We start from the raw sequence: 24,663 nt of genomic DNA, 5'->3' as shown, positions 1-24,663 counted from the left end.
GTGGCTGGCTCGACCATGACCCGCACCCCCAGCGCCACCCCGGCCCTGGGGGTGTCGGCCCTTGCCGAGCAACCCAGCACCCGCGAGCAGGTGCAGCGCCAGGTCCTCGACCGGGCCGCGCAGCCGGGCTATCAGTGGTGGCTCACCCACGTCATGTCCGCCGCCGCCTGCGCCAATCCCGTGCGGCTGCGGCTCAACGCCACCTGGCACGACGGGCACGGCGGTAGCGAGACGGAGACCGTCACCGACGGTATGCCCGATGGCGTGATCTACGTGGCGTGCAAGAACCGCCGCGCCTCGGTCTGCCCCTCCTGCGCCGAGACCTACCGGCAGGACACCTACCAGCTCATCAAGGCCGGCCTGCTCGGCGGCAAAGGCGTGCCCGAGTCGGTGACCGAGCATCCCTGCTTCTTCGCCACGTTCACCGCCCCCGCCTTCGGCCCCGTGCACTCCCGCTCGGTCGGGGCGAACGGGCGGGTCAAGCCGTGCCGGGTGCGCCGCTGGGGCACGGTGTGTGAGCACGGTCGGCAGGTCGTCTGCCACCAGCGCCACGCCGAGGACGACCCCCGTCTCGGGGAACCGATCTGCCGGGACTGCTACGACTACCACCACCAGGCGGTGTGGAACCTGCACGCCTCCGAACTCTGGCGGCGCACCACCGTCACCCTCAACCGCTTCCTCACCCGCGCCGCCAAAGATCGCGGGGTGCAGGTACGGGTGTCCTACGCCAAGGTCGCCGAATACCAGCGGCGCGGGGCCGTGCACTACCACGCCCTCATCCGGCTCGACGGCTACGACCCCGACGACCGCGACGCGGTGCTGCCCCCGCACCCCTCGCTCACCCCGGAGCTGGTCGAAAGCTATCTCGAGCGGGCCGCCCGCCTCACCCGGCTCACCACCGCCCCACACCCGCAGAACCGGCTCGGCTGGGTGATCCGGTGGGGCGAACAGCTCGACATCCGCCGCGTCCGGCTCAGCCAGGCCGACTGCGACGACCGCGGTGCCCTCACCACCGAGGCCGTGGCCGGATACCTGGCGAAGTACGCCACCAAGGGCACCGAAGCCACCGGGCACGTCTCCCGCCGCATCACCGCCGCCACCGCCGCCGTCTATGCCGAGCTCGACACCCACCAGGCTCGCCAGATCACCGCCTGCTGGACCCTGGGCCGCCGCCCCTTCTACGTCACCAGCAAGGCCGAGATCGAGGCCTGGGACGACAGCCCCGGCAGCAACCTGCCCGGCTGGGGCAAACTCCAACGCTGGGCGCACATGCTCGGCTTCGGCGGCCACTTCTCCACCAAAAGCCGCCGCTACTCCACCACCCTCGGCGCCCTGCGTGCCGTGCGCCGCGCCTACCAACGCGGCCAACCCCTCGACCACCCCGACCACACGTCGCCGGCCGACGACGACCCCGCCGCCGCCGACGCCGTGGTCACCCTCACCTGGATCTTCGACGGCGTCGGCTGGCTCACCCTCGGCGACGCCGCCCTGGCCAACACCGCCGCCGCCAAAGCCCGCGAACGACGACAGACCGCCAAGGAAGAACTCGAACACACCCTCGCTGCCTGACGAAAGGAGACACGATGGAACCGTCGTTTTTGGACGGTAAGTGGTATACCACCGAAGAGCTGGCTCGCTTGCTCGGTGTGGACGGTTCTACCTTGCGCCGGTGGCGGACGGCCGAGCCGATGCAGGGACCACCGTTCGTGCGGATGACCTCGCGCGTGACGATGTACAGCGCGCACGATGTCGAGCAGTGGTTGCGGCGGCACCGTGTCGAGCCGGAAAGGGCTGCGTAATGGGCGAGAAGATCACTCTCCCGATCGGCGTCAAGCTCACCTGCGATGTCGAGCGTCGCCCCGGGGCCGATGGCGACGCGTTCCGGGCTCGGGTTCGGTGGTTCGATCCCGGCACGCGCAAGCGGCGGTCCCGGTCGGAGACGTTCGACAGTCAGGACGCTGCCGAGGAGTGGATTGAACGGCTTCGGGCGCTGGCTCGGCAAGGCGTGGACCCGGCTGCGGCGACGCAGACGCTGGCTGAGTACGGCGAGGCGGTGATGCCGCTCGCGCTCCGGGGCTTGGAGGCGAAGACCTCGGACCCGTATCTGGCGGGCTGGCGTCGGCGCGTGGTGCCGGCGTTGGGACACATCGCCGTGCGAATGGTCACCAATGGGTCCGTGGACCGCGCCGTGCATGGCTGGATCGCGGATGGGTGCAGCAAGTCCACGGTGAAGAACTCCATCGCGGTGCTGGTCCGGGTCATGGAGCAGGCTGTGCGGGATGGGCTCATCGACCGCAACCCGGCTCGCGTCACCGGGTGGCAGCACGAGTACCGCCTGGCCGAGGACGAACTGAACGATCCTCGGTCGCTGGCCTTGCCGGATTGGGACACCTTGATCCGGCTTGCCGATGCCCTGGTGGCGCGTTCGGCGGACAAGTTCGGCCGGAATCCCTACCCCGGGTGGGGTCACGTGGTGATCTTCGCCGCCTGCACTGCGGCGCGGATCGGAGAGGTGTCCGGATGCCGGGTCGGTGACATCGACACGGACACGTGGACCTGGACCGTCCGTCGGCAGACCACGACCGGTCCGGGCGGGCTCATCGACAAGGGCACCAAGGGCAAGCGGGCTCGGGTGGTGCCGTTGATCGAGGAGGTCCGGCCGCTCGTGCGGCAGCTCCTGGACAAGGCCGGCGACGATCCGATGGCGCGGCTGTTCACCGGCCCTCGTGGCGGTCGCATCACCACAGCCATCCTGCGGGACGCCACGCATTGGGATGAGGTGGTGAACAAGCTCGGATACGAGCACCTCCGGCGGCACGACCTTCGGCATACCGGCCTGACGTGGATGGCCGATGCGGGCGTGCCCGTGCATCACCTGCGGAAGATCGCCGGACACGGGTCGCTGACCACAACGCAGCGGTACCTGCACCCCGGCCATGAGTCGATCACGGGCGCTGGTGATCTGCTGACCAACTACCTGCGCCGGTCCCAAAGTGGTCCCAAGCTCAGGGCGGTGTAGATCATGGCCGTGATCACCGGCCGGACATGCGAAGAGCCCCTGACCTGGGATGTTGCCCCGGATCAGGGGCTTTGTTTCGACCGTCGGGCTGACAGGATTTGAACCTGCGACCCCTTGACCCCCAGTCAAGTGCGCTACCAAACTGCGCCACAGCCCGGCCGCCACCTCGCTTCAAGGTGACGGCCAAAGCCTACCTTGTCGTCGTAGCGGCTTCACACGCAGGTTCCCCGTCTCGCTTCGTGGCTGGTCAGGCGGCAGAGCTCGCGAGGCTCGGCCGACCCCTCCCCGCAGTACGAGGTCACGCAGCGTGGTACACCCTGTGGGCCCGAGCGGTCCGAGTGGCCGCGTGAGCGATCATTGGTGCATGCGACGAGCGGGTCAGTGGGACGTACTGCTCGTCATCGCTGTCGGCGGCGCGCTGGGCAGCCTCGCCAGATACGGGCTCGCTGTGGCGTTGCCCCATCCGCCTGGCGACCTGGCGCTGTCCACCCTGCTTGCCAACGTGCTCGGCTGCCTGCTCATCGGCGTCCTGATGGTCGTGATCTCGCAGTTGGCGCAACCACACCGGCTGCTGCGGCCCTTCCTCGGCATCGGCGTGCTCGGCGGGTTCACCACGTTCTCCACCTACGTGGTGGACGCGATGTATTCGGTGCTCCAGGGCCGCCCCGGGCTGGCCATCGGCTATGCCGTGGGGTCGGTGCTCGCTTCGCTGTTCGCGGTAGCCGCTGGGATGCTGGTAACCAGGGCCGTCATCCGGCGAGCCGGCCAAGCGGGAGGTGCGTGATGCGAGAATCCGGCCGTGGGCTGCGCCTGACGATCTATCTCGGTGAGGACGACGTCTGGCACCACCAGCCGCTCTACCACGAGGTGGTGCGCAGAGCCCGCGAAGCCGGGTTGGCAGGGGCGTCGGTGCTGCGCGGCATCGAGGGCTACGGCGCCAACTCGCTGATCCACACGAGCAGGCTGCTGTCGCTGTCGGAGGACCTACCGGTCGCTGTGATCATCGTGGACGAGCCCGAGCGGGTTCGCGCGTTTCTGCCGCAGTTGGACGAACTGGTCGAGGAGGGGCTGGCAACGCTCGACGAGGTCGAGATGATCCAGTACACCGGCGGGCAACACCCGTGACACTCGCCCTGGTGCTGCTCGGCGGGGCGGCCGGTGCCGTGCTGCGCTACCTCGTCGACCGCCGGGTGCAGCGTGCCCACGCCTCGGCGTTTCCGTGGGGCACGTTACTGGCGAACGTGACGGGCTCGGCGCTGCTGGGCTTTCTGGCAGGCTGGTCGTTGCTGGGCGGCGAACCGGACAGTGTGCGGGCGCTGCTCGGCGTGGGACTGTGCGGCTCGCTGACCACGTTCTCCACCTTCGGCTACGAGACGATCCGCCTGCTCACCGAGCGGGCACGGCTCTTCGCCGTCGCCAACGTCGCCGTCACCGTGCTCGCCGGGTTCGGCGCCGCGGCAACCGGCCTGGTGCTCGCCATGGCCATCTGGTCACGCTAGGTGCCACACTGGTGTCGTGGTGCTTCCGAAGCGACTGGCGCGGTTCAACAAGGTCGCCACCAACCGCGTCACCAAACTGGTGGCGCCGCGGCTGCCGGGCTTCGCGATGCTCACCCACACCGGCCGCAGGTCAGGTCGTCGATACCGCATTCCGCTCAATGTCTTTCGCGTTGGCGACGACTACGTGATCGCGCTGACGTACGGGCCAGACGCCGACTGGGTGAAGAACGTGCTCGCGACCGGTGGCTGCGAGCTGCGGAACCGGGGCGAGGACGTGCGGCTCACCGACCCCAGGCTCGTGCACGACGAGACCCGATCGGCCATGCCGGCCCCGGTACGCCAGGTACTGGCGCTCATCGGTGTCAGCGACTTCCTGCACCTGAGCCCTGCCTAGTACCAGGCGGGCCCGTGCACGGTGGGATAGCGCGACCTGCCACGACGCGCGTCGGCGAGGATGGTCTCGACATCCCTGACGTCGCCCCGGCGCTCGGCAGACCAGCCCGACCGCATCCCGACGACCCTGCCGCGCTTGGTGGTGACGTGCACGAAGTCGCCGCCGACCACTGAGAGCACCTGTTCGTCGAACTGCTCCAGCAAATCGTCCGACCCGCTGTCACACGCGTCGCAGCCGCAGTCGGGCACGGTCGCGAGGTAGACGGCAGGCTCTGCGGCGCCGATGATCGCGACGGCGTCGGGCACGCCGCTCATGCTCGCGAATCCCAACAGCAGGCAGAGCGCGCCTGCCCGGGTCGGGTGCAACCGGATGGCGGTCTCGGGTGTGACGCTTGGGGTTTCTCGCCAGGCAGCGCCGGGCTCGGCCACTTCCTCCACGGTCGCCAGGCCCGCACGGGTCAGTGCGCGTGTCCACGCCCACGCGCGGGCGTGGACGATGCGGTACTTGCCCGGGTCCGGGCAGCGGGAGTACTCCTCCTCCAGCGGTGCGGCGCCACCGGGATGCGGGTCGGGCCACCCCGGTGTCGTCGCCGCGGTGACGGCGAACTCCGCCGTCACCGCCTCAAGCAGCAGCCGCGTGTCCACCCGCGCACCCTAGCGCGGCGCGAGCGCCTCCACCTGCTCCACCGGGTCACCTCCGGTGGGCAGCAGCGCGATCACCGGGGTTGTCAGGCCGTTGTCGACGTAGCAGCGCAGCCGCTCGCGGCAGGCCTGCGGGCTGCCGTGCACGATCAACTCGTCCACCACCTCGTCAGGGATCGCCGCGTTGGCCTGCTTGCGGTCCCCCGCCGCCCAGGCGCGCTGCATCGGCTCAAGCGCAGCTGCCCTGCCCAGCCACTCGTGGAACGCGCGGTACACGGGCACGGTCAGGTAGCTGCTGATGAGCAACCGGCCGAGACCGCGAGCCGCTTCGGCGTCCTCGGTGGGGCACACGAAGATCCTCGCGGCGAGTTCGGTTTCGGCACCCACCTCGGCGCGAACCGTCCGCACGTCCTCGGGCGAGAGCCAGTTCGTGATCGCGCCGTCGGCCTCGGTCGCCGCCAACCGCAGCATCCCGGGGCGCAACGCGGCCAGCATGATCGGCGGCGGCGGGTTCGGTGGACGCTCCAGTCGGAACTTGCTCACCGAGAACGTGGGGTACTCGGCGCTGACCTTCTCCCCGGCCAGCGCGGAGCGCAGGAACCGTAACGTGTCGCGCACTCGGGCGTAGGGCTGGGTGAACTCCGCGGCGTTCCAGCGACCGACGACGACCGGGGAGGACGCACCGATGCCGAGCACGAACCTGCCCGGCGCGCACTCGGCGACCGTCGCCGCGCTCATCGCGAGCAGTCCGGGACCGCGGGTGTAAACCGGCACGACGGCGGTGCCGAGGCGCAGTGTCGGCGCCCACTGGGATGCCAGCACCAGCGGGGAGAACGCGTCGGTGCCCGCCGTCTCCGCCGACCACACGTCGGTGTAGCCGAGGTCGGGCAGCCGCTCGATGAGCTGCCGGTGCGCGGGCAGCGGCACACCGGTGAGCGGCACCGTCAGGCCCCAGCGAGCGGTCACCTCGCGCCCTCCTCGTCCTGTCCCGACGCGGCCGCCAGTTCTCGCTTCAACCACGCGACTTGGGTGAGCATCAGGTTCTCGGCGACCTCCTCCGCCTGCGGCGACATGTGTGTGGCACCCGCCAGCGGCAGGAAGGTGTGCTGCCTGCCCGCGGCCAGCAGCGCAGCCGACAGCCGCAGCGAGTGGGCGACGAACACGTTGTCGTCGGCCAGTCCGTGCACGATCAGCAGCGCCCGCCGCAGGTTCGGCGCGTCGGCGATGAGCGAGTTGCTCTCGTAGCGGGCCGGGTCCTGGTCCGGGTGGCCGAGGTAGCGCTCGGTGTAGTGCGTGTCGTACAGCGACCAGTCCGTCACCGGTGCGCCAGCGACGGCGGCGTGGAAGACATCCGGCCTGCGCAACACCGCCAGGGCGGACAGATAGCCACCGTAGGACCAGCCCCTGATGCCCACCCGGCCGAGGTCGAGCAGCCCCGGATGTTCTCGCGCTACCGCGTGCAGCGCGTCGACCTGGTCGGCGAGGGTGACCTCCGCCAGCTTGCCCGCGATCTCCTTCTCCCATGCCGGACACCTGCCAGGCGTGCCCCTTCCGTCGGCCACCAGCACGGCGAAACCCTGGTCGGCCAGCCACTGTGGAGTGAGAAAGGCGTTGCGGCTGCGCAGCACCCGCTGAGCGTGCGGCCCGCCGTAGGGGTCGAGCAGCACCGGCAGCGGGCCGTCCTCCTTCCGGTGTCCGGTGGGCAGCACGAGCGCTGCCCGCAACTCTCGCTCGCCCACGGTGAGAAACCTCGGTTCCGGGGTGAGTCCGGGGTCCACTGTGTACGAAGCGATTCCGGCCGCGGGCTTCCCGTCGACGAGCACGCTGACTTCGGGCCCACTGCGGTCGAGGCTCCACGACGACAGCACGGTAACAGCCGCGGTTCCCGAACCGACGTGCACGCCCTGCTGTTCGGACAGTCGCTCCACCGCGGAACCGTTGGTGCGGTAGACGTGGAGCTGCGTCGGGTCACCTTCGCAGGCGCTGAACAGCACCTCGTCGCCGACGTGCAGCACGGCGCGTACCTGCAGCGAGGGTGGAGTCACCGGCGTACCGTCGATGAGCAGCCGGTAGCTGTCGTCGACCGCACTCACGTGCACCAGCCTGCCGTCGCTGGTCCACGCCGGAACGCCGCGCACGATCTCAACCCAGTCAGGGTCGGTGTCGGTGTGCAGCAGCCGCGTCGACCCGTCGCAGGGGTCGACAGCGTAGATCTCGAGCTTGCGCTGGTCGCGCGGTTGCACGGCGATCAGCGGCGCCCCGCCCGCTGACCAGTGCACGGCCGCGAGATACTCCCAGCCGCCCACCTCGACGTCGACGCGGTTGCCTTCGAGGTCCACAACGGACAGCGAAACGTCGACGTTGGTGGTTCCGGCAGCCGGATAGGCGACGGTCGTGGCCTGCGTACCCGGGTTGGCGGGATCGGCGATGGTCCAGCGGGGCACGGCGGAGCGGTCGCTGCGCTCCACCAGCACGCTCCTGCCGTCGGGAGCCCACCAGTAGCCACGCACCCTGCCGAGTTCCTCCGCGGCGATGAACTCCGCCAGGCCCCAGGCGATGTCGTCGCCATCCTCCTCCACCAGCGCCCGGTCGGAGCCGGTGGCCAGCTCCAGAATTCGCAACCTGCGCTCGCTGACGTAGGCGACGTGGCTGCCGGTGGGGTTCGGCCTCGGGTCCACAACGGCGCCCTCGACGAGCAGCCGAGTGTGCCCGGTGGCCAACTCGACGGCGTAGAGCTTGCCGGACAGCGAGAAGGTCGCGACCGTGAACTCCTGATCCACCGCGTAGCCGACCACTCCGCCCGAGGTCTCCCTGGCCCGCTCCCGCCGTGCCCGCTCCTCCGGCGGCAGCTGCTCCTCTCCTGGCAGCAGCGCGACCGCGTCCACCACCTTGGACTCCTCGCCGGAGGCTACGTCGAGCGACCACAGGCTGTTGCGCCGGTCGGTGCCCGACTCCGCACGCAGGAACAGCACCCGGGAACCGTCGGGTGAGACCAGGAACTCCTTGGCAGCGCCGAGGGTGAATCGTTGGGTACGGGCCTGCCTGCGCAGGAAGGAAAGGTCGTCCGTCACGAGAGCCCACTCTCGCATGCGCCACGGGACCCGCGCCAACACCCGCCCTGTGCGCAATGATTGCGCACCGAGGCGTCGTTGAAACGCAACGAACAGCGATGCGCAGCAAGGTATCGCGGATGAACAGTTCGGGGAGTTCGCTCTACGCTGAACGCATGACGACCTTCGCCGACGACACCACGGACCTGGCCTCCTCCGAGCTGATCGCGCTCGACGAGCGCTGGAGCACGCACAACTACCACCCGCTTCCAGTGGTGATCACACAGGCGGAGGGCGCGTGGGTGACCGACGTGGAGGGCGAACGCTACCTCGACTTCCTTTCCGGCTACTCGGCACTGAACTTCGGGCACCGCCACCCCGCGCTCGTCGCCGCCGCGACCGAGCAGCTCGGCAGGGTGACCTTGACGTCTAGGGCGTTTCACCACGACCAGCTCGGCCTGTTCTGCCGCGAACTCGCCGAGCTGACCGGCACGGAGCTGGTGCTGCCGATGAACTCCGGCGCCGAGGCGGTGGAGTCGGCGATCAAGGTGGCACGCAAGTGGGCCTACCGGGTGAAGGGCATCCCCGACGGCACAGCGCAGATCGTGGTCGCCGCGGGGAACTTCCACGGCCGCACCACCACGATCGTGTCGTTCTCCACCGACGAGGTGGCCAGGGCCGACTACGGGCCCTTCACGCCGGGCTTCGTGGTGGTCCCCTACGGCGATGCCGAGGCGCTCGCCGCGGCGATCACCGACCGCACCGCCGCCGTGCTCGTCGAGCCCGTACAGGGCGAGGCGGGCGTCGTCGTTCCCCCGGACGGCTACCTCACCGAGGTCCGCAGATTGTGCGACGAGGCGGGTGCGCTGTTCATCGCCGACGAGATCCAGTCCGGCCTCGCCAGGACCGGCACCGTGCTGGCGCTGGACCACGAGCGGGTGCGGGCGGACCTGTACACGCTGGGCAAGGCGCTCGGCGGCGGCATCGTGCCGGTGTCCGCGGTGGTGGGCCGCGCCGACGTGCTCGGGATCCTGCGGCCCGGCGAGCACGGCTCCACGTTCGGTGGCAACCCGCTCGCGTGCGCGGTGGGCAGGGCCGTCGTGCGGCTGCTGGCCACCGGGGAGTTCCAGCAGCGCTCGACCGCGCTGGGGGCTCGGCTGCACGCGCGGCTTTCCGAACTCCTCGGCAACGGTCTGACCGAGGTACGCGGGCGCGGCCTGTGGGCCGGGATCGACATCGACCCCGGCGGCCTCACCGGCAGGTCTGCGGCCGAGAAGCTGCTGAGCCACGGCGTGCTGTGCAAGGAGACCCACGGGCACACCCTGCGGCTGGCCCCGCCTCTGGTGATCAGCGAGTCCGACCTCGAACGAGGTCTGGACGCCATCGCCACGGTGGTGGGTGCCCGGTAGTCGCCACGGCGAGACCGGTCCGGGCGGGCCCGCGTGCGGCACCATGGGTCCGTGCAGACTCGCGCCCTGGCCGGGCTCGCGGCCGCCAGCGCTGCCTTCACGCTCGTGTTCGGCTTGCCGCTGGCCGGTGACAGCAGCGCCAACCGGGTGGACCGCGCCGTAGCCGCGGTCGTGCAAGCCGGGCTCGGTGGCCGCGAGTTGTTGCTCCACCTGCTGCTGCTGCCGATGGAACTGCCGCTGGTGCTGCTGGCCGTCGCGGGCATCGCGGGTACCTGCCTGCGACGGCACCGCCCGGCGGGCGCCGTGCTCGCCGTCACCGCACCCGCTACTGCTGTGGCGTTGAACACGTGGCTGCTGAAGCCGGCATTCGGCCGCCGCTACGGCGAGAGCCTCGTCTACCCCAGCGGCCACACAGTGCTGTTCGTGTCGGTACTCGCGGTGCTCGTGATCCTCGCGCGCACGGGCTGGCAGCGCGGCCTCGTGCTGGCGGCGGGTGCGGCGTTGCTGGCCATGGCGGGCGTGGCGATGGTGGGTCTGGACTACCACTACGCAACCGATGTCGTGGGCGGGGTCGGGTTCGGGGTGGCTGTCACCGCCGCGATCGCCGTGCTGGTGCAGCGGCTGCTACCTGGCGGGTTGCGAGTCGAGGGCGTCCCTGGCCAGGGCGGTGAGCCTGCTGAGGGCTCGTAGGTACTTCTTGCGGTACCCACCTGCCAGCATCTCCTCGGTGAACAGGGTGTCCAGCGGGGCACCCGAGGTCAGCACGGGTACGGCACGGTCGTAGAGCCGGTCGGCGAAGGCGACCAGCCGAAGCGCGATCGCCTGGTCGGCAGCCGGTCGCACGCCGCGCAGGTGTACGGCGGAGACCCCGTCCACCAGTCGCCCGTAGCTCGACGGGTGCAGCCGCGCCAGGTGGTCGCACAGCGCGTCGAAGTGATCCAGCGTCGCACCGGACCAAGCCCGTGCCGATGCCGCGAGTTCGTCGTCGCTGACCGGCTCAGGCGGCGCGGGAAGGCCACGATGCCGGTAGTCCGGGCCGTCCACGCGCACCACGTCGAACCTCGCCGAAAGCGACTGGATCTCCCGCAGGAAGTCTTCCGCCGCGAATCGTCCCTCACCGAGCTTGTCCGGCAGCGTGTTCGACGTCGCCGCCACGAACACCCCCGCGTCGGTCAGTTCCCGCAGCAGCCGGTTGACCAGCATCGTGTCGCCGGGGTCGTCCAGTTCGAACTCGTCGATGGCCAGCAGGCGGTGTCCGCTCAGCCTGCGCACCGCCTCGGCGAAGCCCAGCGCGCCGACCACGTGCGTGAGCTCGACGAACGTGCCGTACGCCTTGGGGCCGGGCGCCTCGTGCCAGATCGAGGCCAGCAGGTGTGTCTTGCCCACCCCGAACCCGCCGTCGAGGTAGAGGCCCTGCCGTGCCTGCCCACCGTCGCGCCTGCGCAGCCACGACCGCCAACCCTTGGCACGCGTCGAGGAGTCGGCCAGCCGCGTGGCGAACGCCGAGCACGACCGGACAGCCTCGCTCTGGCTGGGCTCGGCCGGGTTGGGCACGTAGGTGGAGAAGCGGACGCTGTCGAACCTCGGCGGCGGCACGAGTGTGGAGACGAGTTCGTCGGCGCCGATCTCGGGCCGCCTCGCGGTCAGCTGCTCGGTGGGCATGGCGGTCAGGGTATGTGCTGCCCCCGGTCAGCCGGTCCGCACGGCACGTGTTGGGATTGACACCGTGCATCGTCTGTGGCCTGTCCCACCGGAGGCGGCGTCGGCCGCTGCGCTGACCGACGCCGACCTGGAGGAGCTCTACGGCTATCCGCAGCGACCGAGCAGGCCGTGGGTGCAGGCCAACTTCGTCTCCTCCGCCGACGGCGCGGTCGCCGTTTCCGAACGCTCGGAAGGTCTTTCGCACCCGGCGGACAAGCGGATCTTCGCGCTCGGCCGTGACCTGGCGGACGTGATCCTGGTCGGCGCGGGGACGGTGAAGGCGGAACGGTACCGCGGGGCGAGGCCGGGCGAGCTTCGCGTGGAACGCAGGCGCAGGCACGGGCTCGCCGACGTGCCGCCGATCGCGGTGGTCAGCGGCCGCTGCACCGTCGCGCCCGACGACCCCGTCGTGGCCGACACGATCGTGCCGCCGATCGTCGTGACCACGGCGAGTGCCCCGAGGCAACGCAGGGAGGCGCTGGCCGAGGCCGGAGCCGAAGTGGTGGTCGCGGGCGAGCACGCGGTGGACCTGCCCGCCATGCTCGCGGTGTTCGCGCGACGCGGCCTGCTGCGGGTCAACTGCGAGGGCGGACCGCACCTGTTCGCCTCGCTGGTCGCCGAGGACCTGGTGGACCAGCTCTGCCTGACGCTGGCGCCGCTGCTGGCCGGGGCGGGCGCCGACCGGATCGTCGCGGGCAGGTCCGCTCCCGTGCCGCGCCGGATGCGGCTGGCGTCACTGCTGCACGAGGACGGTTTCACCATGCTGCGCTACCGCCGCGACCAGTGAGGTCGTCGGGGCCCGGCACGAAGCCGCCGCTCACGTCGTCCTCACCGCCGCCGTGCCAGGCTGGAACCGCTGGGACCCACGAGCACGGGAAGTACGGGAAGTGAGGATGCGATCAGTGCCGCGTCGTGGTCGTGCCCGCGGGCACCTCGCCCTCACCGCGCTGGCTTCGGTGTTGCTCACCGCGTGTACGGCTGGCCCGTCGGCCCGCCCGCCGGTGGTGGAGAACGACGGACCGACACCGCAGCCGCCACCCAGCTCGTCACGGCAGGTCCCGTTGCCCGGTCTGGAGGAGCCGGGTGGGTCGGGGATCGACTGGTCCGAATGCGGCCCCGAGGTTCTCGATCGGCTCGGTGAGCGCCCGGGCAACTCGCCGAGCGTTTCGTGTGCTCGCATGACGTCCACCCTGGACGCGCCCGACCTGCCCGGCAGGGGCATCACCCGGATCGGGCTGCTCAAGGCAGGCGACGGACCGGTACCGCTCGTGGTGGTCAACGACGTGGACGGCGAGCCGGGAACGCTCTACGCGGCACGCCTGGCCGCGTCGATGCCCGGCGAGTTGCTGCGGCGGTTCTCGCTGATCGGCGTGGACCGCAGAGGCACAGGGACCTCGGACCCGGTGCGGTGCGTACCCGGCGACGTACGGGCGACGTTGCTGAACACCGATCCCACCCGGTCCTTCGACACGTTGCTGGACGCCGCCCGGGTGGCAGGGCAGCAGTGCGCGATCAACCTGGAGGACCAGCAGGCGGCACTGGACGGCTGGCGCGCCGCGGGTGACCTGGACGAGTTGCGTGAGCAGTTGGGTCTGCGCCACCTCAACGCCCTCGGCCACGGTGAGGGTTCCAGGGTGGTCGCGCTGTACGCCGCGCGCTACCCCGGCAGGGTCGGCCGGACGGTCCTCGACGGCGTGCCGGACCCGTCCACCGACATGGTGACCGTGGTCGACGGGGTCGCGGCGGGTGCCGAGGCCACGTTGGACGCGTTCTCCGCCGACTGCGCGGGCCGGGAATGCGCGCTCGGCGGCGACGCCCGCGCCGAGGTCGCAGAGCTGGCCGAGCAGCTGCGGTCGCGCCCGCTGCACACCGCCGACGGCATCACCATGGGCGCGCCGCTGGCGCTGCGCGCGGTGCTGCAGGGGCTCGCCGACCGACAACGCTGGCCGCTCCTCGCCGACGCGATCACGGCGGCACGGTCGGGTGACGCAGGCCCGCTGGCGGAGTTCGTCAGGCCGCTGCTGCTGGAGTCGCAGGACTCCGCGGCGCGGCTGGACGGCAGCCTCGCGACCCGGTGCAACGACACCGCCACCCGGTTGCCCGCCGACCGGCTTCGCCGGGTCGCGCGCGAACTCGGTGACAGGTACGCGGTGTTCGGCTCGGTGGTGGCACAGCAGCTGGCATGGTGCAGCCCGTGGCCCAGCCGCGGCGAGCCCGCACCCGAGATCGGCGCCGAAGGGGCGCCTCCGATGCTGGTGGTGAGCACCGCGGTCGACCCGGTGACCCCGGAGCGAGGCACCATCCGCGCCGCGGAGCGGATGCCCAGCGCCGTACGGCTCGCCTGGCAGGGCAGCGGCCACGGCGCGCTGAACTCGGCGTGCGTCATGCGGGCGGTGCAGCGTTTCCTCGTCGACGGCGACGTGCCCCGCGACGGCACGTTGTGTCCGGCCTGAGCCGCCTCTCAGCCGGGATCGAGCAGCAACCGGGCCAGCACCGGCAGGTGGTCGGAGGCGGGCGAGCGCGGTACCCGCGCGTCCTCGACCTGCACAGGCCCGGCGAAGGTGACGTAGTCGATGCGCTTCACCGGCCGCGGCGCGGGGTAGGTGAACCCACCCTTCCTGGTTCCCCACGCGTCGCGTACCCGCTCGAACAGCGGACCGAGCTCCGGCGCCGTCGGCTCGGCGTTGAGGTCACCGAGCAGCACCTGACGGGCGTGCGGCGGGTCGCTGTCGAGAACGCGCACCGTCTCGGCCACCTGCGTGCGCCGCACGGCCGGGTCGGCGCGGTAGTCCAGGTGCGTGCTGTAGACGCGCACGTGCCTGCCGCGCACCGACACCACCGCCTCGGCGAACCCCGGCATCGGTGTGGGCGAGCCGGGTGGGCCTACCGTCGAGTTCCGCGTCAGTTCGTGGTTGGTTGTGGCGACGATCGGATAGCGGCTGAGAACGGCCACGCCGAAGCGTCGCCGTTGCGAGTGGCCCGGCTCGGGGTCGAGGTCGTAGATCGGTGCGAAGAAGGCTTGCATCCCCGTCAGCTCGGCCAGTCGCGTGGCTTGGTCGACGTAGTCGCTACGGGCGGAAAAATGTACGTCCACCTCCTGTAGGCCGACCACGTCGGCGCGGCTGCGCAGGACGACCTCGGCGACACGTTCCAGATCGAGTTCGCCGTCGGCACCGATTCCGGCGTGCATGTTGAAGCTGACCACCCGCAGCACCTCCGGCGCACCGCCTGGTGCGGCTTCTCCGGGTGACACAGGCAGGGCCGAGAACGCCAACACCGTCAGCACCGAAATGAACACTCTCAGCGACCGCATGCGGCCCAACCTAGCCGGTCTTGACGTCGGTGTGGGCCAGGTGCTTCTCTGGCCCCCGGTGAATCTTCTGTCGTTGCTCTCGGACCTGACCAAGCGCGACCCCCACGCCATCATCGCGATCGACGTCGATCCCGACCGACCCGCACACGTGAGCCGTGCCGAGCTGTGGCGCAGGACGCTGCAGCTGCGGGCGGATCTGGCCACGGCGGGTGTCGGGCGCGGTGATGCCGTTCTGGTGTGCCTGCCCAACTCCTCTGCCTGGCTCGACTGGCACGTCGCGGCCGCCTCGCTCGGCGCGCACGTGGTCGGCTTGCCACCGCACTGCGAGGCGGCCGAGGTGACACAGGTGCTCCAGCGAGCCAGACCCCGGGTAGCCGCCCTGCCGCACGGGTTACCCGGGTCGCGGCTGCCGGAACTGCTGCGTGAGGCCACCACGGGCGGGCTCGCCCCGCCTGCGGTGGCCGTGGTCGCGGGCCCGCACGGCGAACCGCCGGTGGACCCGTCCGGCTACGACGTCGGGGGCGGCGCCTGGTTGCCCAGCGCGGCGACCGCTGGCATGCCGATGCCGGTGACCAGCGGCGACGAACTCGCGGTGGCGTTCGCTCCCTCGCTGGCGGCCCACCTGGAGTCCTCGTTGGTGCGCCTCGCCGTCGACAGCGCGCGGGCCATCGGGTTGCGCCACGACGACGTGCTGGTGTGCGCCGAGCCGCTGAGTTCACCGCTGGGGCTCGGCGCGGCGCTGGCCGCCGTGGCGGGCGAGGCGACCTGCCTGTTCGAACCGACCCTGGAGGCGGCCAACCTGCTCGCCGCGCTGTCCCGCTTCGCGGCAACCCACCTTGCCGCCGGAGGCGAGTCCGTGTCGAGGCTGGCGAGGAAATGGCACGACACGGCGCGACCACCGAAAGCACCGAAATCGTGGCGCTGGCTCGGCGTCGCGCTCGACACGCCGGACATGGCCGAGTTCGCCCACCGGGTGGAGGAGGAACTGGGCGTCACGGTCTCGGGTCTGTACGGCTCCGCCGAGGTGCTGAGCCCGGTCGCGCTGTGGCCGCCGGACTCCGCTGCGCCGCGGCGGTGGTCGGCGGGCGGGCTGCCGGTGTCGAGGGACATCGAGGTCCGCGTCGTCGATCCGGACTCCGGCAGGCCGCTGCCGCCCGGTGAGACAGGAGAACTGCGGTTTCGCGGTTACTGCGTCGTCGACCACTACCTCGGCGAGCAGGCGGGCCCGGCGCGGCGAGTGACCGAGGACGGTTGGCTCGCGACGGGCGAGCGAGGCGCGCTGCTGGGGCACGGCGAGTTCCGGCGCGACGGCCGGATCGCGGCGGCGGCACGCGACTGAGCCGCACCGCGAGTCCGTTGTGGACAGGTGTCGGCGCGAGGCGCGGCCGCACGTGCTCTACCGTTGAGCGGGTGGCGGGTGCGAGGAGATTGCTGGGTGTACTCGCGGCCGTGGCCGCGCTGACCGTCGCGGCGCTGCTGCTGCCGATCCCCGGCCCCGCCGAACTGCGGGCGTGGGTGGCCGGGACGGGACCGGCGGCCGTACTCGTGTTGCTGCTGGCCTATGCCCTGCTGACGGTGGCTCCGATCCCACGGACGGTGTTCAACCTCGCCGCGGGCCTGCTGCTCGGCGAGGCGCTCGGTGTCGCCGTAGCGGTGGTGGCGACGGCGATCTCGGGGCTCCTGGCGTTCCTGCTCGCCAGGGCACTGGGCGGGGACCTGCTCTCCCGGCTTCCTCGCGGGAGGCGGCTACGCACCGTGGGCGAGCGGCTCACCGGCGGCGGTGCGCTCGCGGTCGCCTCGCTGCGACTCATCCCGGTGCTGCCGTTCGCGCCGCTGAGCTACGGCTGCGGGCTTTCCGGGCTGCGGCTGCGGCCCTACCTCGTTGGGACCGTGCTCGGCAGCTTTCCTGGAACGGTGGCCGTCGTGGTGCTCGGCGACGCGCTCGCGGGCACGACGCCGCCCGCACTCGTCGGTTGTTACCTGGCCTTCGCCGCACTCGGCGCACTTGGTCTTTCGCGTGTCCTCTCTTCGGCGCAACGCCCTGCTCCGCTGCCCGCGCGGGCGGACAACTAGGTCGGTGCCGCACGGCGGTTCACGGGGAGCGCCGGATGCGGAGCGCTACACTCAACCGGGCGCGGATCGGCACGGTTCGCGCCCGAAGTCCATTCCCCGATCGCGAAACACAGCCGAGGAGCAGGCGCCATCGACACCGGTCAGTTGATCGCAGGCCACTACCGCCTCGTCGAGCACGTCGGCAGCGGTGCCATGGGCATCGTCTGGCGAGCGATCGATGAGCGCCTCGAACGGTCCGTCGCCGTGAAGCAGATCGTGACGCAGCCGGGGCTGTCCGAGGAAGAGCGCGCGACCATGCGGCAGCGGGCGATGCGTGAGGCACGCAACGCGGCGCGGTTCCAGCATCCCAACGCGATCGTGGTCTTCGACATCGCCGAGCACGCTGGCGAGCCTTGCCTGGTGATGGAGTACCTGCCGTCCCGCAGCCTCTCGGCGATCCTCGGAGAGCGCGGAACCCTGCCGGTCGCGGAGGTGGCGCGCATCGGCGAGCAGGTGGCCGCGGCCCTGGTCGCAGCGCACCGGGCCGGGATTGTGCATCGCGACATCAAGCCGGGCAACATCCTCATCGACGACAACGGCACCTGCAAGATCACCGACTTCGGCATCTCCAGGGCCAGCGGCGACCTCACTCTCACCCAGACCGGCCTGATCGGCGGCACACCCGCCTACCTCGCGCCGGAACTGGCCAGGGGCGCCGACCCCACGCCGAGCTCCGACGTGTTCGCACTCGGCGCGACGCTGTACCACGCCATCGAAGGGCTTCCGCCCTACGGCGACAGCACCAACCAGCTCGCGCTGCTGTACGCGGCCGCGAACGGCAAGGTCAACCCGCCCACCCGGGCAGGAGCGGCGACCGCCTTGCTGATGAGCCTGCTGCGCACCGAGCCGGAAGAGCGCCCGAGCATGAGCGAGGCAAGGGACCGCCTCGCGAAACTGGCCACGAGCGAGACCAACGGCAGCTCCTCCCCCGCCACCCGGGTGTCTCCCCCGCTGCCCGTAGCGGGTGCGGGCGCCAGGCCCGCCGCGGCCGAGCCGCCTCGGGCGCCCGCCCCGCCACCGCCGTGGCAACGCAACGCGGCGGAGGCCCCCAGGCGCAGCCCCACCTCGACCTACCCGCCGGTTCCTCCCCGCAACGGCGCGAACAACGATGGCGGTGGCGACAGACGCAAGCCGCTCGTTCTCGGGGCGATCGGGCTCGCGGCGGCACTGGTCGTCACCGTGCTCGTCATCGCGCTGAACTCGAGCGGCACGGACGATCCCAACGCCGCGAACCAGGGCGGCAACACCGCATCGAGCGCACCACCCAGTTCCGGCCCCCCGTCCACCAGTGAAAGCAACCAGGTCCAAAACTCCGACTCCGCTGTCGACTGGGGTGCGGCCGGGCAGCGCGTGATCGACTTCTACGACGACCCGGAGAAGAACTGGGACATGCTGACCCCGGCCGGTCAGGCGCTGTTCGGCGACGAGAAGGCCTACAAGGACTACTGGGACGACCACGAGATCCGGAACCTGCAGAACGCGGTGGCGTACAAGCGCGCCAACAACCCCGACGGCTCCGTCGACATCAGTGTCGACGTCGACTTCGGCAGCGGGCTGCGGCCGATGTACTTCACGGTGCTCGACTCCGGTGGCACACTGCTACTGGACGGTGACCCGCGCCCGGATCACAACGTCAAACGCTGATGCGCCCGGCTCGCTGCCTGGCTTACCGTTGACTTATGACCGAGACACCGGGACGCCACCCGCGCTTCGACGACGACCTCGTCGGGCTGGACCCGGACGACCCGGAGGCGCGGGCCTTCGCCGAGCATCTGGACCGGATGCAGCGCTGCGATCCCGCCTTCACCGTCGAGGCGTCGATCAAGGGCGTTGCGGAGTTCGCGGAGGGCAGCAACCGCGCGGGCGGGCTGCGCTGGTGGATCGCCGCGCTGGTGGTGCTGCTGATCATGACCGGTGTGGTGGTGACCGCTTGGGACACGCTCGGCGACCTGCTGAGGTGGCTGGCCAGGTAGCCTGGCAGGCATGGAACCTGTCACCGGTGCCGAGCCCAACGTGGTGAAATCCGAGCAGGAATGGCGTCAGGAACTCAATGCCGAGGAGTACGCCGTGCTGCGGCAGGGCGCTACCGAGCCGCCGTTCACCGGCGAGTACACCGACACCTCCACCACCGGCGTGTACGAGTGCAGGGCCTGCGGAGCCGAGTTGTTCCGCAGCGACACCAAGTTCGAAAGTCACTGCGGCTGGCCGTCGTTCTACGACCCGGCCGATTCCGACGCCGTGCTGCTGCGGGAGGACCGCTCGCTGGGCATGGTCCGCACCGAGGTGTTGTGCGCCTCCTGCCACAGCCACCTTGGCCACGTCTTCGAGGGCGAGGGCTATCCCACGCCCACCGACCAGCGGTACTGCATCAACTCGATCGCGCTGCGCCTGGTGCCTGCCGGGTCGTGAGCGCGGCGGGCGCCCCGACCCGGCCCCGGCTCACGGCAGGTTGAGCACCAGTTCCCGCGGCTGCACGCGGGTGCCGGTGTAGAAGGGGATTTCCTCCCGGACGTGTCTGCGGGCCTCGGTGCCGCGCAGGTGCCGCATCAGGTCGACGATGCGGTGCAGTTCGTCGGCCTCGAACGCGAGCATCCACTCGTAGTCACCGAGGGCGAACGAGGCGACCGTGTTCGCCCGCACGTCGGGGTAGTCGCGGGCCTGCATCCCGTGGTCGGCGAGCATCTTGCGTCGTTCCTCGTCCGGGAGCAGGTACCACTCGTAGGAGCGGACGAACGGGTACACGCACACGTACTTGCGGGGTTCCTCGCCTGCGAGGAAAGCGGGCACGTGGCTCTTGTTGAACTCGGCGGGACGGTGCAGCGCGAACTGGCTCCACACCGGGATGGACACCCTGCCCAGCGGCGTGCGCCGGAACCCGGTGTAGGCAGCCTGGACCTGCTCGGGCTCCTCGGCGTGCCACCAGATCATGTAGTCGGCGTCGGCCCGCAGCCCGGCGACGTCGTAGACGCCACGCACGACCACGCCCTTGCCCTCGAGCGCGTCGAGGTACTCGGCGGTCTCGGCGGCAGCCTGTCCCCTGTCGTCGGGCAATCGCCCCGGCTCGACTCGAAACACCGACCAGGCGGTGTAGCGGATGGTGTCGTTGAGTTCTTGGTAGTTCAGGCGCGCCATGCCCCTATCGTCCCACCAGTCTGGCCACGGCCGCGTCGGCGGTGGCGATACAGGCCGGGATACCGACGCCGTGCAGTGTCGCGCCGGCGACCTCCAGTCCGTCGATCTCGCCGACAGCACGTTCGATACGCCGTACCCGCGACAGGTGGCCGACGCCGTACTGCGGCAGGCCCCCACCCCACCGCTGCACGAGCGTGTCCACCGGCTCGGCGCTGCATCCGGTGAGTTCGGCGAGATCGGAGCGCACCAGCCGCACCAGTTCGTCGTCGCGGGCCCGCAGCAGGCCGGTGTCACCGAAGCGGCCGACCGAGCCACGGATCAGCACCGGAGCACCCTGCCCGTCGTGGTGGCCCCACTTGCGTGCGGAGAAGGTGAACGCCTTGGCCGTGAACGGTGTGCCGTCGCCGCGTAGCTCCCCCTCACCGATCAGCACCCCGGAAGCCCGTGGCAGCTCGGTCCCCGGCGGCAGCGCGAGTCCGACGACGGCCATCGAGGCCAGTTCCACCTCTGCGAACGCGGCGGAGGCCTCCGGTGCGACCTCGGCGAGCAACCTGCTCGCGGCGGTTGCGGGCACGGCAAGCACCACGGCGTCCGCGTCCAGTTCCGCGTCGGCGGGTGCGTGTGCCGCGGCGACGGCACCCAACACCAGCCGCCAGCCGTCGCCGCGTCTGCGCAGTGCCCGCACCGGCGCGCCCAAGCGCAGCTGGGCACCGGACGCGGCGGCGAGCCTGCTCACCAGCGTGCCGAGCCCACCGGTGAGGGTCGCGAACACCGGCGAGGAGTTGGGGTGGTCGGGCAGCAGTCCGCTGGCCGCCTCGGTCAGCGAGCCCGCGCCCGCGTCCACGGCGGCAGCGAGAGCGGGCATGGTGGCGCGCAGGCCCAGCCCGTCGGAGCCGCCCGCGTACACCCCCGCCAGCAGCGGGTCGACCAGGCGGTCCACGAGTTCGTCGCCGAACCGTTGCCGCAGCAGCGCGCCGAGCGACACATCGCACTCGTCCTGCCGCGGCAGCGACAGCCCCGGCAGGTTCGCCTCGGCGGCCACGGCTGCGGCACCGGCATCCGACAGCACCTCCCGCACGGCGTCCGGGGCGGCAGGCACGCCCATGACGGTGTGGCGCGGCAGCGGCAGCGTCCTGCCGCCCGCGCGGACCGTCGCCGACACCGGCGCGGGGTGCGTCAGCTCGGCACCGAGTCCCAGTTCGCGCGCCAGTTCGACGGCCTGCGGCCTGCGCGCCAGAAACGCCTCGGCCCCGACGTCGAACGCGCGTCCCGCGAGCTTGCCGGTGCGTAGCTTGCCGCCGAGTTCGCCGGTCGCCTCGCAGACGGTGATGGTGGCGGCGTCGTTCAGCGCCGTACGTAACCGGTATGCGGCCACCAGCCCCGAGATGCCCCCGCCGACCACCGCTACCCGCATGCTGACCTCACAAGCTGTGCACGAGCTCCACGACTTTGCTCAGCACGCCGGGGTCGGTCTGTGGCAGCACACCGTGGCCGAGGTTGAAGATGTGGCCCGCCGCCGTCCTGCCCTCCTCGACGATGCGTCGCACCTCGGCTTCCACCACCGGCCACGGCGCCATGAGCAACGCCGGGTCCAGGTTGCCCTGCACGACGGGGTCGGGTCCGCCCGGCGACGCGAGCCTGCGGACGGCCTCGTCGAGCGGCACCCGCCAGTCGACTCCGACCACGTCGGCGCCCGCTTCCCGCATGGCGGTGAGCAGTTCGCCGGTACCGACACCGAAGTGGACGCGAGGCACCCCGTATTCGCCCGCGCCGGCCAGTACCTTGGCGGAGTGCGGTAGTACGAACTCGCGGTAGTCGCGCTCGGAGAGGGCACCGGCCCAGGAGTCGAACAGCTGGATGGCGTCGACACCGGCATCGAGCTGGACGCGCAGGAACGTCAGCGTCAGCTCGGCCAGCGTGTCGGCGAGTTCGTGCCACAGCAGGGGGTCACTGTGCATGAGGGCCTTGGTGTGCTCGTGGTTGCGGCTGGGCCCGCCCTCGATGAGGTAGGAGGCGAGGGTGAACGGCGCTCCCGCGAACCCGATGAGCGGCGTGTCGCCGAGCCGGGACAGCAGCAGCCCCACCCCGTCGGCGACCGCGCGCAGCCGGTCGGGGTCCGACCTCGGCAATCCCCTGACAGCATCGCGTGAGCGCACGGGCGTGGCCACCACCGGGCCGGTTCCCGGCACGATGTCGATCTCCACTCCGGCCGCGTAGAGCGGCACGACGATGTCGCTGAACAGGATCGCCGCGTCCACGCCGTGCCGCCGTACCGGTTGCAGGGTGATCTCGGCCAGCAGTTCGGGATCGAGGCAGGCCGTGAGCATCGGCACGCCTTCCCGAACCTCTCGGTACTCCGGCAGCGAGCGACCCGCCTGGCGCATGAACCACACGGGCACGCGCGACGGCCTGCCACCCCTCGCGGCGACCAACAGCGGCGCGTCGGCGAGCTCGCGGCGGGCCGACGCCTGAGATGTTGTCATCATCGCTATCGTGCCACGCGGCGTCGGAGTGGCTTCTCTCGGCGCGTCCTCGCCCGACTCGCGGCGAGCGCGGCTTACAGTCGGGCGGTGACCGCCATGACCCAGGCGCCCGAGGAGTTCCGTGCCGCCGTCGCCACGCTGGAGTCCGTGCGCCCGCGACCGGAGGTTCGCCTGGAGGAGATCCGGGCACCGCAGCGGCTCGCGCCGTGGGCGCACGCGCTCGGCGCCGAGACCAGCGGCCCCGGTGACGTGCAGGCTTCCGGCAGGCTTGTCCTGCTCCACGATCCCGAGGGCCAGGAAAGCTGGGACGGCGTGTTCCGACTGGTGCTCTACGTACGGGCCGAACTCGACCGTGAACTCGCCACCGATCCCTTCCTGCCCACGGTGGGCTGGTCGTGGCTCACCGAGGCGCTGGAGTCCGCAGGCGCGGCATGGAAGGCGCTGGGCGGCACGGTGACGGAGACCTCATCGGCGCGGTTCGGCGACATCGCGGCCCAGGGCCGAACCGACGACATCGAGCTGCGGGCCTCGTGGACCCCGGCCACCGCCGATCTGCGTAGCCACTGTGACGCGTTCTGCCGGGTCCTTTCGAGCTACGCGGGACTGCCACCGGTGGGTGTCACGTTGTTCGACCAGCGGCAGTCGTCCTGACCCGCTGACGGCGCTGACAGCACCACGAGCGGTCGGCACGGCCCCCGCCGCGGCACCGCCCGGTCGGGGCACCCCCGGTCCCTTCGGGGCTCGGGGTGAGTGATACTGGAGCCTCTCGCGAGACGCTCCCTCCCCCGCCCCGTCCTCGGGCAAGGCATCCGCATTCGCCCTGCACAGAGCATCTGCACGCGCGCCTGAATATCCGGATTCCTGTTATATCGCCGACGCTTCGCTATGTGTTAACCACGGGCTGTGTATTAACTCGATCGTGTTACGTGGGGAGATGCGAGTAACTACCCGATTGGGATAGATACGTGTTCGATCCCCCCACTGACCCACTCGGGCGGCTAGAGTGCATGCGACGACACCACTTTCGGTCTAAAGCTGGCGCGGCTGATTGGCCGAAAGTCCCGGTGCCGGTCGGGGGGCACGACCGACTCCAGGGAGGTAGTGACGTGGCTGCCGTCGGCTTTACCCAGGCCGTCCGATCCACGCCAGCCGGCGCGTTGCCGGCGAGCATGGTCCCGCACCCGCGGGAGGAACTGTTTTCGGTGCTGGTCGTAGACGACCACCCGCTGTTGAGGGAGGCGATTGCCGCACGACTGGCGCAAATGGGCGCGGGCACGGTCCACGAGGCCGCGACCGTCGCCGAGGCGCGGGCGAGGGCTACGGCCACCGGGCCGTGTGACCTCGCGATCCTCGACCTCGGCCTGCCTGATGGCAGTGGCATCGAACTCGTCACCGAGCTTCGAACCAACGGTTGGCCCCGCGTCGTCGTGCTGGCGTCGTCGGACGATCCCTACGCCGTCCGCTCCGCATTCCAGGCGGGCGCCCAGGCCTACCTGCTGAAGTCCGCGTCGCCGGTGGTGGTCACCGACGGCGTGCGCAGGGTGCTCGAAGGCGGCGTGTACGCCGACCCGAGCGTGGCGCCCGTACTGGCCACCGGCACCCGCGTGCCGGGCACCGACAACACCCCGCGCGAGCTGTCCGCTCGGGAGGTCGAGGTGCTGCAACTGGTCGCGGACGGGCAGTCGAACAAGGAAATCGGTGAGGAGCTGAGCCTCTCCGCGCTCACGGTGAAGTCCCACCTGTCGCGGATCGGGCGCAAGCTCGGAACCGGAGACCGCGCTCAGATGGTCGCGCTGGCCATGCGGGCCGGTGTGATCCGCTAGTCACGAGGGTCCCCTACGGGACGGGCGAACCAGGCGCGGCTTTCCCGTCCCGTAGGGTTCACTCTTGTGGACAACGCAGATCACGGC

26 protein-coding genes and 1 tRNA gene are annotated in these 24,663 nt (G+C 71.0%); 18 read left to right on the top strand and 9 right to left on the bottom strand.

Annotation, left to right across the window (positions count from 1 at the left end):
- The 3 genes from SACMADRAFT_RS11355 to SACMADRAFT_RS11345 are packed head-to-tail and all read left to right on the top strand — an operon-like array spanning position 1 to position 3,019.
- Positions 1–1,569, top strand: coding sequence for a replication initiator (locus SACMADRAFT_RS11355; protein WP_157617231.1), 1,569 nt, complete (start codon positions 1–3; stop codon positions 1,567–1,569).
- Between the two features lie 14 nt (positions 1,570–1,583).
- The gene (locus tag SACMADRAFT_RS11350) at positions 1,584–1,799 is read left to right on the top strand and encodes a helix-turn-helix transcriptional regulator (protein WP_009153956.1); all 216 of its coding nucleotides are present in this window, start codon (positions 1,584–1,586) and stop codon (positions 1,797–1,799) included.
- Positions 1,799–3,019, top strand: a complete 1,221-nt coding sequence (locus tag SACMADRAFT_RS11345) for a tyrosine-type recombinase/integrase (protein ID WP_009153955.1) — start codon at positions 1,799–1,801, stop codon at positions 3,017–3,019. The genes SACMADRAFT_RS11350 and SACMADRAFT_RS11345 overlap by 1 nt, the downstream gene beginning before the upstream one ends.
- A gap of 83 nt (positions 3,020–3,102) precedes the next feature.
- Here SACMADRAFT_RS11345 and SACMADRAFT_RS11340 read toward each other — a convergent pair.
- Positions 3,103–3,176 (bottom strand) — tRNA-Pro (locus tag SACMADRAFT_RS11340).
- A gap of 207 nt (positions 3,177–3,383) precedes the next feature.
- On the opposite strand from SACMADRAFT_RS11340, the gene SACMADRAFT_RS11335 reads away from it, so the two are divergent.
- From SACMADRAFT_RS11335 to SACMADRAFT_RS11320, 4 genes are read left to right on the top strand one after another with little or no spacing between them, the layout of a single operon-like run.
- Positions 3,384–3,803, top strand: a complete 420-nt coding sequence (locus tag SACMADRAFT_RS11335) for a fluoride efflux transporter FluC (protein ID WP_009153954.1) — start codon at positions 3,384–3,386, stop codon at positions 3,801–3,803.
- Positions 3,803–4,144: a DUF190 domain-containing protein gene (locus SACMADRAFT_RS11330; protein ID WP_009153953.1), complete on the top strand. Its 342-nt coding sequence runs from the start codon at positions 3,803–3,805 to the stop codon at positions 4,142–4,144. Before SACMADRAFT_RS11335 ends, SACMADRAFT_RS11330 begins: the two co-directional genes overlap by 1 nt.
- Complete coding sequence (gene crcB / locus SACMADRAFT_RS11325; RefSeq protein WP_009153952.1) at positions 4,141–4,518, top strand: fluoride efflux transporter CrcB; 378 nt, start codon at positions 4,141–4,143, stop codon at positions 4,516–4,518. Before SACMADRAFT_RS11330 ends, crcB begins: the two co-directional genes overlap by 4 nt.
- Before the next feature lie 16 nt (positions 4,519–4,534).
- Positions 4,535–4,912: a nitroreductase family deazaflavin-dependent oxidoreductase gene (locus tag SACMADRAFT_RS11320; protein WP_009153951.1), complete on the top strand. Its 378-nt coding sequence runs from the start codon at positions 4,535–4,537 to the stop codon at positions 4,910–4,912.
- On the opposite strand, the gene SACMADRAFT_RS11315 is transcribed toward SACMADRAFT_RS11320, so the two are convergent.
- Genes SACMADRAFT_RS11315 through SACMADRAFT_RS11305 form a run of 3 tightly spaced genes read right to left on the bottom strand, consistent with a single transcriptional unit; the run spans position 4,909 to position 8,642 of the window.
- Positions 4,909–5,556: a DUF6226 family protein gene (locus SACMADRAFT_RS11315; protein WP_009153950.1), complete on the bottom strand. Its 648-nt coding sequence runs from the start codon at positions 5,554–5,556 to the stop codon at positions 4,909–4,911. The genes SACMADRAFT_RS11320 and SACMADRAFT_RS11315 overlap by 4 nt on opposite strands.
- Before the next feature lie 9 nt (positions 5,557–5,565).
- Positions 5,566–6,519: an LLM class F420-dependent oxidoreductase gene (locus SACMADRAFT_RS11310; RefSeq protein WP_009153949.1), complete on the bottom strand. Its 954-nt coding sequence runs from the start codon at positions 6,517–6,519 to the stop codon at positions 5,566–5,568.
- The gene (locus SACMADRAFT_RS11305) at positions 6,516–8,642 is read right to left on the bottom strand and encodes a S9 family peptidase (RefSeq protein ID WP_040925653.1); all 2,127 of its coding nucleotides are present in this window, start codon (positions 8,640–8,642) and stop codon (positions 6,516–6,518) included. Before SACMADRAFT_RS11305 ends, SACMADRAFT_RS11310 begins: the two co-directional genes overlap by 4 nt.
- A 137-nt stretch (positions 8,643–8,779) precedes the next feature.
- On the opposite strand from SACMADRAFT_RS11305, the gene rocD reads away from it, so the two are divergent.
- Positions 8,780–10,012: an ornithine--oxo-acid transaminase gene (gene rocD / locus SACMADRAFT_RS11300; RefSeq protein ID WP_040926299.1), complete on the top strand. Its 1,233-nt coding sequence runs from the start codon at positions 8,780–8,782 to the stop codon at positions 10,010–10,012.
- Positions 10,013–10,063: 51 nt separating this feature from the next.
- Positions 10,064–10,702, top strand: a complete 639-nt coding sequence (locus SACMADRAFT_RS11295) for a phosphatase PAP2 family protein (protein WP_157617230.1) — start codon at positions 10,064–10,066, stop codon at positions 10,700–10,702.
- Here SACMADRAFT_RS11295 and zapE read toward each other — a convergent pair.
- Positions 10,637–11,674 carry a cell division protein ZapE gene (zapE, locus tag SACMADRAFT_RS11290; protein WP_009153945.1) on the bottom strand — a complete coding sequence of 346 codons (1,038 nt, stop codon included), beginning with the start codon at positions 11,672–11,674 and terminating at the stop codon, positions 10,637–10,639. The genes SACMADRAFT_RS11295 and zapE overlap by 66 nt on opposite strands.
- A gap of 55 nt (positions 11,675–11,729) precedes the next feature.
- Here zapE and SACMADRAFT_RS11285 point away from each other — a divergent pair, with 55 nt between their 5' ends.
- Positions 11,730–12,500 (top strand): pyrimidine reductase family protein, encoded by a 771-nt coding sequence (locus SACMADRAFT_RS11285; RefSeq protein WP_050998357.1) that lies wholly within the window; start codon positions 11,730–11,732, stop codon positions 12,498–12,500.
- 106 nt (positions 12,501–12,606) lie between these two features.
- On the top strand, positions 12,607–14,166 hold the full coding sequence (locus SACMADRAFT_RS11280; protein WP_009153943.1) for an alpha/beta fold hydrolase: 1,560 nt from the start codon (positions 12,607–12,609) through the stop codon (positions 14,164–14,166).
- 8 nt (positions 14,167–14,174) lie between these two features.
- Here SACMADRAFT_RS11280 and SACMADRAFT_RS11275 read toward each other — a convergent pair whose 3' ends face one another.
- Positions 14,175–15,026: an endonuclease/exonuclease/phosphatase family protein gene (locus SACMADRAFT_RS11275; RefSeq protein WP_050998087.1), complete on the bottom strand. Its 852-nt coding sequence runs from the start codon at positions 15,024–15,026 to the stop codon at positions 14,175–14,177.
- Between the two features lie 58 nt (positions 15,027–15,084).
- Between SACMADRAFT_RS11275 and SACMADRAFT_RS11270 the strand changes: the two genes are divergently transcribed.
- The 5 genes from SACMADRAFT_RS11270 to msrB all read left to right on the top strand — a co-directional run bounded on the left by SACMADRAFT_RS11270 (position 15,085) and on the right by msrB (position 19,547).
- Positions 15,085–16,365 (top strand): AMP-binding protein, encoded by a 1,281-nt coding sequence (locus SACMADRAFT_RS11270; protein WP_040926297.1) that lies wholly within the window; start codon positions 15,085–15,087, stop codon positions 16,363–16,365.
- A 71-nt stretch (positions 16,366–16,436) separates the two neighbouring features.
- The gene (locus SACMADRAFT_RS11265; RefSeq protein ID WP_009153940.1) at positions 16,437–17,099 is read left to right on the top strand and encodes a TVP38/TMEM64 family protein; all 663 of its coding nucleotides are present in this window, start codon (positions 16,437–16,439) and stop codon (positions 17,097–17,099) included.
- 192 nt (positions 17,100–17,291) lie between these two features.
- Entirely contained in the window at positions 17,292–18,782 is a 1,491-nt protein-coding gene (locus tag SACMADRAFT_RS11260) for a serine/threonine-protein kinase (protein WP_232285604.1), read from the top strand.
- A 35-nt stretch (positions 18,783–18,817) separates the two neighbouring features.
- Positions 18,818–19,111, top strand: coding sequence for a hypothetical protein (locus SACMADRAFT_RS11255; protein ID WP_009153938.1), 294 nt, complete (start codon positions 18,818–18,820; stop codon positions 19,109–19,111).
- A gap of 10 nt (positions 19,112–19,121) precedes the next feature.
- Complete coding sequence (gene msrB / locus SACMADRAFT_RS11250) at positions 19,122–19,547, top strand: peptide-methionine (R)-S-oxide reductase MsrB (protein ID WP_009153937.1); 426 nt, start codon at positions 19,122–19,124, stop codon at positions 19,545–19,547.
- Positions 19,548–19,577: 30 nt separating this feature from the next.
- Here msrB and hemQ read toward each other — a convergent pair whose 3' ends face one another.
- From hemQ to hemE, 3 genes are read right to left on the bottom strand one after another with little or no spacing between them, the layout of a single operon-like run.
- Positions 19,578–20,270 (bottom strand): hydrogen peroxide-dependent heme synthase, encoded by a 693-nt coding sequence (hemQ, locus tag SACMADRAFT_RS11245; RefSeq protein WP_009153936.1) that lies wholly within the window; start codon positions 20,268–20,270, stop codon positions 19,578–19,580.
- A gap of 4 nt (positions 20,271–20,274) precedes the next feature.
- Positions 20,275–21,684: a protoporphyrinogen oxidase gene (gene hemG / locus SACMADRAFT_RS11240; RefSeq protein ID WP_009153935.1), complete on the bottom strand. Its 1,410-nt coding sequence runs from the start codon at positions 21,682–21,684 to the stop codon at positions 20,275–20,277.
- A 7-nt stretch (positions 21,685–21,691) separates the two neighbouring features.
- Positions 21,692–22,753 (bottom strand): uroporphyrinogen decarboxylase, encoded by a 1,062-nt coding sequence (hemE, locus tag SACMADRAFT_RS11235; protein WP_198285958.1) that lies wholly within the window; start codon positions 22,751–22,753, stop codon positions 21,692–21,694.
- A gap of 96 nt (positions 22,754–22,849) precedes the next feature.
- Between hemE and SACMADRAFT_RS11230 the strand changes: the two genes are divergently transcribed.
- Together SACMADRAFT_RS11230 and SACMADRAFT_RS11225 are read left to right on the top strand one after the other, a co-directional pair.
- Entirely contained in the window at positions 22,850–23,404 is a 555-nt protein-coding gene (locus tag SACMADRAFT_RS11230; RefSeq protein WP_009153933.1) for a DUF3000 domain-containing protein, read from the top strand.
- Positions 23,405–23,859: 455 nt separating this feature from the next.
- Positions 23,860–24,576, top strand: a complete 717-nt coding sequence (locus SACMADRAFT_RS11225; RefSeq protein ID WP_009153932.1) for a response regulator — start codon at positions 23,860–23,862, stop codon at positions 24,574–24,576.
- Positions 24,577–24,663: the final 87 nt, after the last annotated feature.

The organism is Saccharomonospora marina XMU15 (assembly GCF_000244955.1).
GTDB classification, from domain to species: Bacteria; Actinomycetota; Actinomycetes; order Mycobacteriales; family Pseudonocardiaceae; genus Saccharomonospora_A; species Saccharomonospora_A marina.
This window is presented reverse-complemented; position numbering and strand designations above follow the sequence as displayed.

Bases quoted from the DNA above. Each gene is read 5' to 3' on its own strand.
- SACMADRAFT_RS11255 (WP_009153938.1), top strand. From the start codon at position 18,818: ATGACCGAGACACCGGGACGCCACCCGCGCTTCGACGACGACCTCGTC.
- SACMADRAFT_RS11260 (WP_232285604.1), top strand. From the start codon at position 17,292: ATGGGCATCGTCTGGCGAGCGATCGATGAGCGCCTCGAACGGTCCGTC.
- zapE (WP_009153945.1), bottom strand. From the start codon at position 11,674: ATGCCCACCGAGCAGCTGACCGCGAGGCGGCCCGAGATCGGCGCCGAC.
- SACMADRAFT_RS11345 (WP_009153955.1), top strand. From the start codon at position 1,799: ATGGGCGAGAAGATCACTCTCCCGATCGGCGTCAAGCTCACCTGCGAT.
- hemE (WP_198285958.1), bottom strand. From the start codon at position 22,753: ATGACAACATCTCAGGCGTCGGCCCGCCGCGAGCTCGCCGACGCGCCG.
- SACMADRAFT_RS11275 (WP_050998087.1), bottom strand. From the start codon at position 15,026: ATGCGGTCGCTGAGAGTGTTCATTTCGGTGCTGACGGTGTTGGCGTTC.
- SACMADRAFT_RS11230 (WP_009153933.1), top strand. From the start codon at position 22,850: ATGACCCAGGCGCCCGAGGAGTTCCGTGCCGCCGTCGCCACGCTGGAG.
- hemG (WP_009153935.1), bottom strand. From the start codon at position 21,684: ATGCGGGTAGCGGTGGTCGGCGGGGGCATCTCGGGGCTGGTGGCCGCA.
- hemQ (WP_009153936.1), bottom strand. From the start codon at position 20,270: ATGGCGCGCCTGAACTACCAAGAACTCAACGACACCATCCGCTACACC.
- msrB (WP_009153937.1), top strand. From the start codon at position 19,122: ATGGAACCTGTCACCGGTGCCGAGCCCAACGTGGTGAAATCCGAGCAG.
- SACMADRAFT_RS11350 (WP_009153956.1), top strand. From the start codon at position 1,584: ATGGAACCGTCGTTTTTGGACGGTAAGTGGTATACCACCGAAGAGCTG.
- rocD (WP_040926299.1), top strand. From the start codon at position 8,780: ATGACGACCTTCGCCGACGACACCACGGACCTGGCCTCCTCCGAGCTG.
- SACMADRAFT_RS11330 (WP_009153953.1), top strand. From the start codon at position 3,803: ATGCGAGAATCCGGCCGTGGGCTGCGCCTGACGATCTATCTCGGTGAG.
- SACMADRAFT_RS11305 (WP_040925653.1), bottom strand. From the start codon at position 8,642: ATGCGAGAGTGGGCTCTCGTGACGGACGACCTTTCCTTCCTGCGCAGG.
- SACMADRAFT_RS11280 (WP_009153943.1), top strand. From the start codon at position 12,607: ATGCGATCAGTGCCGCGTCGTGGTCGTGCCCGCGGGCACCTCGCCCTC.
- SACMADRAFT_RS11335 (WP_009153954.1), top strand. From the start codon at position 3,384: ATGCGACGAGCGGGTCAGTGGGACGTACTGCTCGTCATCGCTGTCGGC.